Origin of the sequence: Ruegeria sp. ANG-R (genome assembly GCF_000813985.1) — a bacterium.
Lineage (GTDB): Bacteria > Pseudomonadota > Alphaproteobacteria > Rhodobacterales > Rhodobacteraceae > Ruegeria.
In genome coordinates this window covers 609,850-622,823 of the sequence record NZ_JWLJ01000001.1, presented here as the reverse complement: position 1 = coordinate 622,823, position 12,974 = coordinate 609,850, and the positions used below count along the sequence as shown (strand labels likewise).

13 protein-coding genes are annotated in these 12,974 nt (G+C 59.5%); 3 read left to right on the top strand and 10 right to left on the bottom strand.

The window, feature by feature from the left end:
• Positions 1-186: 186 nt before the first annotated feature.
• Positions 187-888 carry a GntR family transcriptional regulator gene (locus RA27_RS03125; protein WP_152610640.1) on the top strand — a complete coding sequence of 234 codons (702 nt, stop codon included), beginning with the start codon at positions 187-189 and terminating at the stop codon, positions 886-888.
• Positions 889-894: 6 nt separating this feature from the next.
• On the opposite strand, the gene RA27_RS03120 is transcribed toward RA27_RS03125, so the two are convergent.
• Both RA27_RS03120 and RA27_RS03115 read right to left on the bottom strand, forming a co-directional pair.
• The gene (locus tag RA27_RS03120; RefSeq protein ID WP_039534890.1) at positions 895-1,353 is read right to left on the bottom strand and encodes an Lrp/AsnC family transcriptional regulator; all 459 of its coding nucleotides are present in this window, start codon (positions 1,351-1,353) and stop codon (positions 895-897) included.
• Positions 1,350-1,805, bottom strand: a complete 456-nt coding sequence (locus RA27_RS03115; RefSeq protein ID WP_039534888.1) for an Lrp/AsnC family transcriptional regulator — start codon at positions 1,803-1,805, stop codon at positions 1,350-1,352. Before RA27_RS03115 ends, RA27_RS03120 begins: the two co-directional genes overlap by 4 nt.
• Before the next feature lie 107 nt (positions 1,806-1,912).
• Between RA27_RS03115 and ilvC the strand changes: the two genes are divergently transcribed.
• Positions 1,913-2,959 (top strand): ketol-acid reductoisomerase, encoded by a 1,047-nt coding sequence (gene ilvC / locus RA27_RS03110; protein ID WP_343294154.1) that lies wholly within the window; start codon positions 1,913-1,915, stop codon positions 2,957-2,959.
• Between the two features lie 45 nt (positions 2,960-3,004).
• On the opposite strand, the gene RA27_RS03105 is transcribed toward ilvC, so the two are convergent.
• Together RA27_RS03105 and RA27_RS03100 are read right to left on the bottom strand one after the other, a co-directional pair.
• A complete protein-coding gene (locus tag RA27_RS03105) occupies positions 3,005-3,460 on the bottom strand; it encodes an SRPBCC family protein (protein WP_039534884.1) in 456 nt (151 codons plus the stop codon).
• Between the two features lie 5 nt (positions 3,461-3,465).
• Entirely contained in the window at positions 3,466-3,765 is a 300-nt protein-coding gene (locus RA27_RS03100; protein WP_039534882.1) for a metalloregulator ArsR/SmtB family transcription factor, read from the bottom strand.
• Positions 3,766-3,843: 78 nt separating this feature from the next.
• Between RA27_RS03100 and RA27_RS03095 the strand changes: the two genes are divergently transcribed.
• Positions 3,844-4,746 (top strand): DMT family transporter, encoded by a 903-nt coding sequence (locus RA27_RS03095; protein ID WP_039534880.1) that lies wholly within the window; start codon positions 3,844-3,846, stop codon positions 4,744-4,746.
• On the opposite strand, the gene glmM is transcribed toward RA27_RS03095, so the two are convergent.
• From glmM to RA27_RS03065, 6 genes are all read right to left on the bottom strand, one after another.
• Positions 4,743-6,086, bottom strand: coding sequence for a phosphoglucosamine mutase (gene glmM, locus RA27_RS03090; protein WP_039534878.1), 1,344 nt, complete (start codon positions 6,084-6,086; stop codon positions 4,743-4,745). The genes RA27_RS03095 and glmM overlap by 4 nt on opposite strands.
• 33 nt (positions 6,087-6,119) lie before the next feature.
• Positions 6,120-7,061, bottom strand: coding sequence for a dihydropteroate synthase (gene folP, locus RA27_RS03085; protein WP_052265155.1), 942 nt, complete (start codon positions 7,059-7,061; stop codon positions 6,120-6,122).
• A gap of 53 nt (positions 7,062-7,114) precedes the next feature.
• Positions 7,115-8,035, bottom strand: coding sequence for a dihydroneopterin aldolase (locus RA27_RS03080; protein ID WP_039534874.1), 921 nt, complete (start codon positions 8,033-8,035; stop codon positions 7,115-7,117).
• A 102-nt stretch (positions 8,036-8,137) separates the two neighbouring features.
• On the bottom strand, positions 8,138-9,511 hold the full coding sequence (locus RA27_RS03075) for a multicopper oxidase family protein (protein ID WP_039534872.1): 1,374 nt from the start codon (positions 9,509-9,511) through the stop codon (positions 8,138-8,140).
• Positions 9,512-9,584: 73 nt separating this feature from the next.
• Positions 9,585-10,223 (bottom strand): cell wall hydrolase, encoded by a 639-nt coding sequence (locus RA27_RS03070; protein WP_039536890.1) that lies wholly within the window; start codon positions 10,221-10,223, stop codon positions 9,585-9,587.
• Positions 10,224-10,409: 186 nt separating this feature from the next.
• Positions 10,410-12,971 (bottom strand): putative PEP-binding protein, encoded by a 2,562-nt coding sequence (locus RA27_RS03065; RefSeq protein ID WP_082025018.1) that lies wholly within the window; start codon positions 12,969-12,971, stop codon positions 10,410-10,412.
• Positions 12,972-12,974 lie beyond the last annotated feature (3 nt).

Genomic DNA, 12,974 nt, shown 5'->3' with positions numbered 1-12,974 from the left:
ATCGGGTAAAGTATCAAACCGATCTCATCAATTGACCCGAGGTAAACCGCAACCGCCGGTTTTGTTTTGAATTTCCCCATGCAACAAATGGATGAAATGACGCCAAACAGTGTCACCTAATCTTTACACTCTGACGTGTTTCTGACCAGATACGCTCACTTAGAACATGAATGGATATTTCAACTCGTGACAACGCAAAAGCGGATTAACTTTCAAATCGTCCGGGACGAAGTTAAACGGCGGATTGAAGCCCGCATCTGGCCGCAGGGCTCGCTTCTGCCGACCGAAACCCAACTGGCGGAAGAGTTCAATTGCGCCCGCGCCACCGTCAATCGGGCGTTGCGTGAACTGGCCGAGCAAGGCTTTGTCGAGCGCAAGCGTAAAAGCGGAACGCGGGTCAAGAAAGAGCCGCGCAAACAAGCCAAGCTTGAAATCTCGCTGGCGCGTCAGGCGGTCGAAAACCAGAACTCGGCTTATCGCTATGCTCTGGTCGAACGGAAAGTGGTCCACAGCCCCGGCTGGTTGACCTCGCAACTGGATGTCGAACCCGATGCCCGCGTGCTGCACGTGATATGTATGCATTACGCAGATAACCGCCCCTTCCAACTTGAAGAACGCTGGATCAACATCGACACCGTTCCCGAAGTCGAACATGCCGATCTCAACAAAAGCGGCCCGCATGAGTGGTTGCTGAACGCCGCACCGTTTACCGAGGCAGAAATCGCGTTTTGCGCCATTTCCGCCGATAGCCGTCTGGCCGAGTTCATGGGTACCACAACCGGCACGTCAATGATTCAACTTGAACGAACCACGTGGAAAAACGGCCAACCGATGACCTTTGCCCGCATGACGCATCACCCCGGATTCCGCATTCGCACCAGATACTGACACGGATCAGCCGATCGGTCCCGGCAGACGTTCCTCGCTCAGCAGCACGTTGGCTTCGACATCACCTGCGCCTGGTAAGGTCATGATACGGCGTCGTAAAACCCGTTCGAAATCGGACAGATCGCGCGCGACGACGCGCAGGCGATAATCGTATAGGCCCAGAACATGCTCGACTGTTTGCACCTCGGGGATGGCACTCACCGCGCGTTCGAAATCCTCTAGACTGACCTGCCCTTTGCGCGCCAGCTTCACCCCCAGAAAAACGGTTACTCCAAAGCCAAGAGCCTCGGCATTCAGCCGCAACCGCCGCCCCTTGATCACTCCTGCATCTTCCATCCGCCGGATACGGCGCCATGTGGCCGGCTGAGACAATCCGAATTTGCGGCCCAAAGCCCCGGCACTTTGGGTCGCGTCCTGTGTCAGAGCACGTAGAATTTTCCGGTCGATCTCATCCAGTTCGATCATATCGGCAACACCTCATCCCTCTTGACCCGCGCTATATGCATCAGAGCCTCAATGTCCGCGATATGAGGCAGTGTCAGAATGCGGTCACGATACACCTGCTGGTAGTGCCCCATATCTCGCGCCAGAACGGAAAGACGCACGTCCACGCGACCCAGAAAGGTCTGGATCTCGATCACCTCGGCGACTTCACGGGCGGCGGCGGTAAAGTCGTCAAAGGCCCGCGCCTGCGTCTTGTCCAGCGTCACCCGCAGCGATACCTCGACCGCATAACCAAGCGCCGCCCAATCGACCACGGCCTCCTGCCCTTCGATAATCCCTGCGGCCTGCATCTTCTCGATCCGGCGCCAGCACACGCCTTGACCGATCCTGCAGCGCTCGGCCAATTCCGCCGTTGTCAGGCTTGGTTCGGCCTGGAAATGGCGCAGAATACGTCGATCGATGTCATCAAGCATGATTTTTTCGTCTTTTATTGTTTTGAAGAATTATTCTTCACCATTTTTTCAAATACTCAATCCCAACCCTATCGCCAATAGCGAAAGCTCGAGATAGAACCACCGCAATCGAAACAGAAAGGACCGGCGAAATGCGCGTCTATTATGATCGCGATTGCGACATCAACCTGATCAAAGACAAAAAAGTTGCCATTCTGGGCTACGGCTCGCAGGGCCACGCCCACGCGCTGAACCTACGCGATTCGGGTGCCAAGAACCTTGTTATCGCTCTGCGCGAAGGCTCGCCTTCGGCGAAGAAAGCCGAAGCGGAAGGTTTGGAAGTGATGGGCATCGCTGAAGCCGCCGCTTGGTGCGACGTCATCATGTTCACCATGCCCGACGAGCTGCAGGCCGAGACCTACAAGAAATACGTCCACGACAACATCAAGCCCGGCGCGGCCATCGCATTTGCCCACGGCCTGAACGTGCATTTCGGCCTGATCGAGCCGAAAGAAGGCGTCGACGTCATCATGATGGCCCCCAAAGGCCCCGGCCACACCGTGCGCGGCGAATACACCAAAGGCGGCGGCGTGCCCTGCCTTGTTGCTGTCGACAATGACGCAACCGGCAAAGCGCTGGAAATCGGCCTGTCCTACTGCTCGGCCATCGGTGGCGGCCGCTCGGGCATCATTGAAACCAACTTCCGCGAAGAATGCGAAACCGACCTGTTCGGTGAGCAGGCCGTGCTGTGCGGCGGTCTGGTCGAGCTGATCCGTTGCGGCTTTGAAACTCTGGTCGAAGCTGGCTACGCGCCCGAAATGGCTTACTTCGAGTGTCTGCACGAAGTTAAGCTGATCGTTGACCTGATCTATGAAGGCGGCATCGCCAACATGGATTACTCGATCTCGAACACCGCCGAGTACGGCCAGTACGTCACCGGCCCGCGTATCCTGAAATACGACGAGACCAAAGCGCGTATGAAAGAGGTTCTGAACGACATCCAGCAGGGTAAATTCGTTCGCGACTTCATGCTGGAAAATGCCGTCGGCCAACCGACAATCAAAGCGTCGCGCCGTGCCAATGACGAGCATATGATCGAGGAAACCGGTGCGAAACTGCGTGGCATGATGCCTTGGATTTCGGCCGGCAAAATGGTCGACAAAGAAAAGAACTAAACCTGATTTCTGTCAGCGAAAGGGCGGCCCTCGTGGTCGCCCTTTTCAGTAGGCAACAGCCCTCCGGTAGCATTCGGCCAGAACGTGGTCCCAGCCGCTATCGTATCCGGTGCGCTTATCTGTCGCCTCAGCCGCCCAGATCTCCCAGCCTCTATGAGTCAGTGTCACTTTGGTTTGATCGGCGCCAAGGGCCTGGAACTCCACCTCGACCCGGGTAGAACGGTCCTTGTTCGCACCGGGGTGCCAGCTGAATGCCAGAGACCTGCCCTCTTCGAAGGCCAACACCTCACCCCAATCCGTGCGTGCGCCATCAAACATTGTCTCATACACTGCGCCGCCAACCCGGGGTTCGATCACGACCGCCAGCGCGGGCTGACCTTGCGAGGCAGAAACGGCGTGCCCATCCAAAGGCCACCAATCGGCGATCCGATGGACGAAAACGTCAAAAGCCCGGTCCGGTCGGGCATTCACGACAACTGACTTGATGATTGGATCGCTCATAGGCTTTATCCTTCGGCCACCTCAACGGCGAAGCTCTCCAGAATATTCGACCAATAACGCTCGACCCATGCGCGCATCTCGATCAATCCTTCGGGTCGGGCGGCATAGATCCGGCGCGTGCCCTCGGACCGGCAAACCACGAGCCCGGCATCGGACAGAACTTTCAGATGTTGCGAGACCGCCGGTCGGCTCACGGGCAGGCTGGCAGCCAGATCACCAACGGCCCTGGGGCGATCGGCCAAGGCTTCAAAGACCTGTCGGCGGGTGGAATCACCCAAGGCGGAAAACACATCTTGGTAAGTCATTACTTACGGTAAGTGACAACTAACAATAAGTCAAGATCAGCGCGTGACACTTCCGGATTCGCGGGATAAGGGGATGGAATGGTTCAACAACCCGATTACCGCGACTGGAGCGGCGTCATTGCTCTTGGCCTGATCTGGGGCGCTACGTTTATGGTCGTTGCCATAGCGCTTGAAGGCTATGGCCCGGTGACAGTCGCAACCGCACGCACGACGCTTGGCGCGGTTACACTGCTGCTGTTGATGCGCGCCACGGGCCGAAAACTGCCCGGCGGAAATATCGCTCTTTGGATTGCGATCATCATTATCGGCGTTCTTTCGACCGCGCTGCCTTTCGTTCTGCTCAGTTGGGGTCAGCAATATGTGCCCTCAGCTTTTGCGGGGCTGTCGATGGCGTCGATTCCGCTGATGGTGCTGCCTCTGGCGCATTTCTTCTCGGACGAACCGATGAATCTGCGCCGTCTGGTCGGTGTGTCGTTGGGCTTTTCGGGTGCGCTCGTACTGATCGGACCTGGTCTTGCGCAATTGGGTCAGGGGGCCGAACCGCTGGCGCAGTTGGCCTGTATCGGGGCTGCATTCTGCTATTCCAGCGCCTCGATTTTTACCCGCCGCTGCCCGCCAATCGACCCGGTCACGCTATCGGCGCTGACTCTTGTCGTCGGAGCCGTCATCCTGTTGCCCATCATGCTGATGACCGAAGGAGTACCCGTCTGGGAAGGCACCCGCCCCGGCCTCGCGATCATCACATTGGGCCTGATCCCGACCGCGTTCGCCACGTTGCTGCGGGTTTCCATCATCCGCAGCGCCGGGTCGGTGTTCATGACGCTGGTGAACTATCAGGTGCCCATCTGGTCAATGGTCTTCGGAGCCTGGATTCTGTCCGAGGCCCTGCCAGTGCGCTTTTACATTGCGCTGGTAATGATCCTGGCCGGTCTGGCGATCAGCCAGTGGTTCAGCCTGCGCAAGATGCTGATCGGGCGTTAACCGGTTACCGCCTCGACCTCAGCCACGATCCCGTCGACCACCTGATTCAGCAGCGCGGCGTCCTCGCATTCGGCCATGACACGGATCAGTGGCTCGGTTCCCGACTTACGGATCAACAACCGCCCCTGCCCGTTCAACCGCGCCTCAGCCTCGGAAATAGCGGACTTGACGGAGGCGGCCTCCAGCGGAACCTGCCCGGCTGTGAACCTCACATTTTTCAGCAATTGCGGTACGGTGTCGAACTGGCGCGATAGCTCAGAGGCTTTCCTTTCGGATTGCACCATCTCGGCCAGGAAATGCAGACCGGCCATCAAACCGTCACCTGTGGTGGCATAATCGCTCATCACGATATGACCCGACTGCTCGCCACCCAGATTAAAACCGCCTTCGCGCATCCGTTCGACGACATAGCGGTCGCCAACGGCGGTGCGCTCCAACCGCAGCCCTTGCCCGGTCAGATGCCGTTCCAGCCCCAGATTCGACATCACAGTCGCCACCAGCGCGCCGCCTTTGAGCCGATCCGCCTTGGACCACGCACTCGCCAGCAAGGCCATCAGCTGATCCCCATCAGCAACCTTTCCGGTTTCGTCAATCACCACCACACGGTCCGCGTCGCCATCCAGACAAATTCCCACATCCGCGCCATGCGCCACAACCGTTTCCGCAGCAACCATGGGCTGCGTGGAGCCGCAGCCAAGGTTGATATTCTTGCCGTCAGGTGCGATCCCGATTGGGATCACATCTGCGCCCAACTCCCAAAGAACCTCGGGCGCGGTCCGGTGTGCCGCACCATTGGCGCAATCGACCACAACCTTCAGTCCGTCCAGCCGCAGATTGCGCGGCAGCGAGGATTTCACCCGCTCGCCATAACGAAACCGCGCATCGTCCACCCGGCGCGCACGGCCGATATTCTGCGCCTGCGCGGGGCTCACACCCTCTTCGATCAGCTGTTCGATTTCTATTTCGGCCTGATCGGACAGCTTGAATCCATCCGGCCCAAAGAACTTGATCCCGTTGTCGATCGCAGGATTGTGGCTGGCTGAAATCATCACGCCCAGATCCGCCCGCATCGACCGGGTCATCAACCCGACCGCAGGGGTCGGCACCGGCCCCAGAAGCAGCACGTTCATACCGGTCGAGGTCAACCCCGCCGTCAGCGCATTTTCCAGCATATAACCCGAGAGCCTCGTATCCTTGCCAATCACAACCCGGTGCACGCCGGACGCATCGCGGCGGAAATACCGGCCGACCGCCGCTCCGATCCGCAAAGCCATTTCCGCCGTCATCGGGTGCGTGTTGGCGGTGCCCCGCACCCCGTCGGTTCCAAACAGCTTGCGCATAAGTCATTCTCCTGAAAATTTCTTGTGCCCGGATTAACGGACGGCGGCCCACAGACGCAAGGCCTGAGCCGTCTCGGCCACGTCATGTACCCGTACAATCTGCGCGCCCTGTGATATTCCCGCCAGAGCGACAGCGATCGAACCCGGCGCACGGGCATCTTTGCGCGGCTCTTTGCCGATCTGTCCGATAAACCCCTTACGCGAGACACCCAACAGGATCGGGCAACCCAGACCATGAAACAGGCTGAGATTGCGCAGCAAGATCAGGTTGTGATCCAGATTCTTGCCAAACCCGATGCCCGGATCGACGATGATCAGATCGCGGCTCAACCCCAGCGCCTCGAGATGCGCAATTTGCCCGTCGAGAAAATCATAAACGTCCAGCAGGACATGATCGTAGTACGGATCATCCTGCATCGTAGCCGGGTCGCCCTGCATATGCATCACACAGATCGGAGCCCCAATCTGCGCGCAAAACGGTGCAAGCTGCGGATCGAACGTGAAGCCCGAGACATCATTGATCAGCCCCGCCCCTGCCTGATGCGCCGCTTTGGCAACGCTGGCCTTGCGGGTGTCGATCGAGATCAGCGCTTCCGTCTCGGCACGGATCGCTTCGATCAGTGGACGCGTGCGGGCAATCTCTTCGTCTTCCGGCACGAAATCAGCGCCGGGGCGCGTGGATTCTCCGCCAATGTCCAGAATGCTTGCGCCATGCGCCACCATATCGGCGGCGGCAGCCCGCGCAGCCGCGACCGAGTTGTGCAGCCCGCCATCCGAAAAACTGTCCGGCGTTGCATTCAGAATGCCCATGATCTGCGGCTGCGCCGTATCCAGCCCTGCGATTGCAGCCCGTGGGAGGGTCAGCCGGTCCAGTTGTTCTTCGGGGATTTCAACCGCATCGACGATCTGTGTGCTCCGACCGCGCTCGATCTTCTCGGCTTGCGTAAACCACAAACTCTGACCCGCCAGAGACATTGCGCCTTCAGGTCGAAAGCTACCGTGCTGCACCAATGGGCGGTAATAGACGGTCACAGTTGCGCCTGCTCCACGGGAACCGCACGCAATGGCGTTTTCGGGGCCTCGGGCAAATCTCCACCGATCACCAGCATCTCGCTGGCCTCAAAGGTTGCCGCGAACCACGCCGCCAGTGCCACCGCATCCGAAGGCGCCGCCGACGGACCATCCACCGCATCCAGCACGATCTTGGACGGGGCCCAGACGCAAATCTGGCCGTTCTTCATCGCCCAATCCAGCTCGGTCCGCGTCGAAACAACCACACAACGATGGTCTCTTGCGGCCAGAACCCAAGCGTTTTGTTCTATTGCCAGCAGATCGATCCGACGCTGCGTCATCGCGTGACCGGTCTGCGGGACCACCATATCCGAGGCACCGACACACAGGATTAACGGACGCTGGCGGTTCTCAAGCTGATCAATCCAGCCGGTCAGATTGTCCGAAGCAATCGCATTGTTCGACAGGAACACAAGCCGTGGATGAGGCCGCTCTTCTTCGGCCACATCATGATGTGCGCCATCCTTTCCGCGAACGATTTCAACGCCCAACGCACCCGGACCACGATCCAATTTTTCTATTCTTACAAAGGCTCTTACAGCCTGAGGCTCAAGCAAAATCCGCTCTGCCACGCGATCTGCCAATGTCTCCAGCAGGTTCAGACGTTCAGCGGCCAATTCAAACGCGATGGCCTCGGTCACCCGGTCATAAGACAGGATGCGATCCACATCATCGTCGATGGGGTCGCTCAGCGGGCGCACCTCGACCACGATGTTGAAACAGATCCGTTGCGTCGTGCCGCGCTCGGCCTGAAACGCGCCGATCTCGACCTCAACGATGTGATCCCGCAACGAGATGCGATCCAGCGGACCGCAAGGCGCAGTGGCCTCGGACCGTTCGGACGGATGCGCAAAGGCGAGGCGAATTTCAGAGCTCATGCGTCGGACCTTCTCGGACTCGGTGGACTGATCGGCCCACTTTAGGCGTTTCGCGGGCGTATAGCACCGTAACAAACGCCTTTCCAGCTATCGAATGCGGCGTTAAGTGACCCGAAACCAGCTCATCATACCCGATGCCGCATGACCCAGCATGTGACAATGCAACAGCCAGTCACCCGGATTGTCGGCGACAAGCGCCACCTGCCGAACCTGCCCCCGCTCGACCAGCACGGTATCGCGCCACGGCCCCAGCGTACCGTCCTGAAGGATCAGTCGGAAATGGTGACCGTGCAGATGCATCGCGTGCGCGAACGCGGTTTCATTGGCGAATTCAATCCGATGAACCGATCCCAATCGCGCATCCAAAAACGGGTCCTCTGGTCGTTCCGCATATCCGTTCAATGCCCAGAAACGCCCAAGCTGCGCCAACTCGCGGCCCGAAAGCTCGGCACCCCCCAAGCTGGCGCTTTCCAGCCAGCGCATGGCCCCGCCCTGCATGATCATCCGATGCAGCGGCGTGTTCTGTGCTGCAACTTCGGGCATCAGATTTGCCGGTAACGGATCAATCCCAGCCCCGGCAACCCGAGCCGATATCCCGGACACGTCAAACTTGACCAGCCCGTAGGCTCCATCCCGTTCCACGCTGACGATGCTTGCCGTCTGGCCAGACCCCGCCAAAACATCAACGATCACGTCGGCCCGCTGCGCAGGTGCCAATGGGAAACTGTTCTCAACCCGCAAGGGTGCGTCAAGCGGCATACCGTCAAGCGCCACGATCCAGCCTGCAAGCCCATCGAGCGCGACGTCGAATATCCGGGCATTCGCCGCGTTGATCAACCGCAGTCGCAGCCGTTCCGATGCCTGAACCGGATAAGAAGGGTCGAACTTTCCGTTCGCCGTAACAAGGTTGCCCAGTCGGCCCGCATGGCTGAGATCATGACCATTGTCGAAGTCGCCTGATATCTCTGCGCTTTCGGGGTCAAGGCGCCAATCGTCCAGCATCAAGGTCAGGTCCTGATCGACATCCGGACCGCTGGCTTCTTCGACGATCAAAGGGCCATAAAGCCCGCGTGCGACCTGTTCTACCGACTGGTTGTGCGCGTGATACCAATAGGTTCCCGCATCCGGCACCACGAAATCATAGTCAAAGCTGGCGTTTGGCTGCACGACCTCCTGTGTCAGCCCGGGCACTCCATCCATCGCATTGTCGATGCGGATGCCATGCCAGTGAACAGTCGTTGGTTGGGGCAGCATGTTAACAAGCTTGCGACGCAACCGGGCGCCCTGTGGAACACGGATTTCGCTACCCGGAACACCGCCGCTGTAACTCCAGACCGGAGTTTCCGGATACCCTTGGGGCGCGATCTGCTGGATGGAAGTCTGTGCCACAAGTTCGGCGGCAGATGCCATCGCCACGCGTGGAATCATCGACAAGGCCAGGGTCGATTGCAGAAATTGTCGGCGTGATATGGTCATTGCGAGCCTCCTGGCTCGCAACATAGATGGTAAAACGCTTGGTGCCAGCACCCTTCCAGCGCTGGTGCGTCAATCAGTTGCTGGCAGTGCGATAGTTGTGCTTGTAGAAAATATGCACACCAATCCGCGCAGTTTCCTTGTAAACCCGCGACCATGACGGGCGGACCGCCTTGGTATGATAATGCGTGGCACCCGCCGTCATCTCTTCGGCTACACCGTCTATCGCCGCACGGGCGACCTTGGCGACACGCTCGTACGCGCGCTTCTCATTGATGACCTCTTTGTGACCGTCGCAGGTATAGGTGAACTGACACTGGTACCGCTTGCCGGTCCCTTGCTTGATCACACCACACAGCGAATCCGGGAAGCGGTCGCTTTCAACGCGGTTCTTGATGACCTCGGCTACGGCAAACTGTCCACGCACGCTTTCACCGCGCGCTTCGAAATACAGCGCTTCCGCCAGGCAGCGGAAATCTTCATCTCCGGTCGCCTTTGGCTGCTGATCCAGCCACCCCTTGGTATAAGAAACTTCGAGTTTCTCCGGCGTTTTACGTGGCTTGAACAGCTTCAGGTAATCGCGGAAATTCTGTGTTGGCAACTCGTTACGTGTAACCAACTCAACAGATCTGTCTTCGCCCCGCCTTTCGGCATAGGACAAACTCGGCAGCACGGTTGCTGCCAAAATGGCAACAGCCACTATGTAGCGTCTCATCAGATAACCTCGCACAGGCACATACGCGCCAAACCCTCCCCCGGCGGGCGCGACGAGGCTAATACCCCAGACGAAGCGAAACGTCCAGTTCTGAAAAAAATGCAAGTGGAATCTTGCCTGTTCGGCCAAATTTTTTCAGCCGCAAGCCCATCCCTGACCCACTATTCTTAGGGCTTTGGGGGCAAGTCAACCCCCAAGTTTGGACGAAATCGCCAATTGAGCGGCAGACAGCCGAGCGACCGGAACCCGGAAGGGGGAACAGGACACATAGTCGAACCCAAGGGCCCTGCAGATGGCGATTGATTCGGGGTTACCACCGTGTTCACCACAAACAGAAAGTGTAACGTCTGGTTGCGCTTTACGTCCGCGTTCAGCCCCCAGTTTCAACAACTCACCCACCCCGTCGCCATCCAACACGTGGAACGGGTCTTCGTTGAAGACCCCCAAATGCACGTACGCCGACATGAACCGCCCCGCGTCGTCGCGCGACAAGCCATAGGTCATCTGGGTCAGGTCGTTGGTCCCAAAACTCAGAAAGGCGGAATGCGGAGCGATCTCATCGGCGCGCAAACAGGCCCGGGGTGTTTCCACCATCACGCCCAATCGATAATCGAACTCCTGCCCCTGCTCCGAGGCGACCTCGGCCGCGACCGTATCGATACGGGTTTTGACCAGCTCGACCTCGCGCTTGGCCGACACCAGCGGGATCATCACCTCGGGCACCACAGGCGCGCCTTCCTTGCTGGCCTCCAGCGTCGCTTCAAAAATTGCACGCGCCTGCATGTCGTAGATTTCCGGAACGGTCACGCCCAGACGCACCCCGCGCAGACCCAGCATCGGGTTGTATTCACTCATTGCCTCGACCCGGCGCTCCACATCCGACACAGGCAAATCCAGCGCTTCGGCCAGTTCGCGCTGTCCGGTGCGGGTGGTGGGCAGGAACTCGTGCAGGGGAGGATCGAACAGGCGAATGCAGACCGGCTGCCCCTCCATGATCCGGAACAGTTGTACGAAATCCTGCCGCTGCATCGGCAGAAGGCGTTCCAGCACCGCAGCTCGGCCCGAGGGCGTCTGCGCAAAGATCATCTCGCGCATCACGGTCAGGCGACCGGGGTCAAAGAACATGTGTTCTGTCCGGCACAGGCCAATACCCTGCGCCTGAAAGTTCCGCGCAGTCTGCGCATCTGCGGGGGTATCGGCATTGGCGCGGATGGCGATGTCCCGCTCGGCATCCGCCCATCCCATCAGGGTCTGGAAACAATCGTCCAGCGCTGCCTCAAGCATCTCGGGTTGCCCAGCCAGAACCTGGCCGGACGTCCCGTCGATGGTCAGAATATCGCCCGTTTTGAACACGCGCCCATCCGGCGCGTTCAGCAGTTTTTTCTTGGTCTGGAACCGCATCTCGGACGCGCCGACGATACAAGGCAGACCCAACCCCCGTCCAATCACCGCCGCATGGCTGGTGATGCCGCCCTTTTCCGTCAGAACTGCCACAGCGGCGTGCATCCCGCGCACATCCTCGGGCGAGGTTTCGCGGCGTACCAGAATACAGGGCTCGCCCCGTGCAGCGCTAGCTTGCGCCTCGGCCGCGGTAAACACGATCCGCCCGGTGGCGGCGCCGGGGCTGGCGGCGATGGCCGTGGTCAGCACATCTCGCTCAGCCTCGGGGTGGACTTGCCGGTGCAGCAATTCGTTCAGCGAATGCGGGTCGATCCGCATAACGGCCTCTTGCGGCGGGATGATCCCGTCTTCGGCCAAGCGCACAGCGATCCGCATCCCGGCCCGCGATCCACGCGGAACCCGCACGCCGTCCAGGATGTGCACTTGGCCGTTCTGCACCACGAACTCGACCTGCATCTCTTCGCGCAGCTTCTCACGCATCAGCGCGGCGTGGGCCTTGAGATCGGCGAACGCCTCGGGCGCCACGTCCTCCAGCGATTGGCCCCGTTCATCCTTCTCCAGATACAGCGCGGCCACGCCCTCACCCAGCGCATCGCGCCCCTGACTCTGGCTCAGATACCGCCCCGTGATCTGAGGCATCCCCGTCGCCGGATCGATCAGTTGCAACACGCCCGAGCCGCATTCGCCCTGCCCGACACCGGGAATCATCTCCTGAATCACCAACCCTAAACCGGCATCCGCAGGCGCGCCCTTGGCCTGCCGCAAAAGCCGGGCCGAGGTGCCGTCCCACGCCCGCGCCATCGAGCGCAGCACACCGATCAGCTGCTCTCCCCGATCCTGCGGAAACGCCTCGTCGGTTTCATCTTCATAAGCACGCAGCGACAGGCTGAGCCCTTCGCGCCCATCCGTCTCGATATCGTCGAACACATCCGGGTCCAAACGCGCCACATGCAACGCATAGCTCTGCACGAACCGCAGATACAACGCCGCCGCCGCTTCTGCGCCCATATCCGCCGACAGGTCCAGATAGCGCGCATCATTCATGCCGATATTCAGCACCGCACCTGGCCCGCCCCAATCCGGGTCTTCCGAACTTGGCCGCACACATAGCAACGCCTCAGCATCAAACTGATCCAGAATGGCGGCGATGTCAGGCACCTGCCCTTCGGCAATTTGCTGCACCGCGTCAAAGGACAGAGCCACCGTACGTGGCACCGGCATCTCCAGCCGGACCAGACGTTGCAGGCATTTCGCCCGGCCGCCATGGGTATTGGCGTTCACGGGCGCTATGGGGGTGATAAGCGTGGTATGCGGATTATTCTGCACTGCGGCACCTTTTGGTTTCACCGC

Bases quoted from the DNA above. Each gene is read 5' to 3' on its own strand.
- RA27_RS03120 (WP_039534890.1), bottom strand. From the start codon at position 1,353: ATGATCGAACTGGATGAGATCGACCGGAAAATTCTACGTGCTCTGACA.
- RA27_RS03115 (WP_039534888.1), bottom strand. From the start codon at position 1,805: ATGCTTGATGACATCGATCGACGTATTCTGCGCCATTTCCAGGCCGAA.
- RA27_RS03105 (WP_039534884.1), bottom strand. From the start codon at position 3,460: ATGAGCGATCCAATCATCAAGTCAGTTGTCGTGAATGCCCGACCGGAC.
- RA27_RS03100 (WP_039534882.1), bottom strand. From the start codon at position 3,765: ATGACTTACCAAGATGTGTTTTCCGCCTTGGGTGATTCCACCCGCCGA.
- RA27_RS03095 (WP_039534880.1), top strand. From the start codon at position 3,844: ATGGTTCAACAACCCGATTACCGCGACTGGAGCGGCGTCATTGCTCTT.
- glmM (WP_039534878.1), bottom strand. From the start codon at position 6,086: ATGCGCAAGCTGTTTGGAACCGACGGGGTGCGGGGCACCGCCAACACG.
- folP (WP_052265155.1), bottom strand. From the start codon at position 7,061: ATGTCTCTGGCGGGTCAGAGTTTGTGGTTTACGCAAGCCGAGAAGATC.
- RA27_RS03080 (WP_039534874.1), bottom strand. From the start codon at position 8,035: ATGAGCTCTGAAATTCGCCTCGCCTTTGCGCATCCGTCCGAACGGTCC.
- RA27_RS03075 (WP_039534872.1), bottom strand. From the start codon at position 9,511: ATGACCATATCACGCCGACAATTTCTGCAATCGACCCTGGCCTTGTCG.
- RA27_RS03070 (WP_039536890.1), bottom strand. From the start codon at position 10,223: ATGAGACGCTACATAGTGGCTGTTGCCATTTTGGCAGCAACCGTGCTG.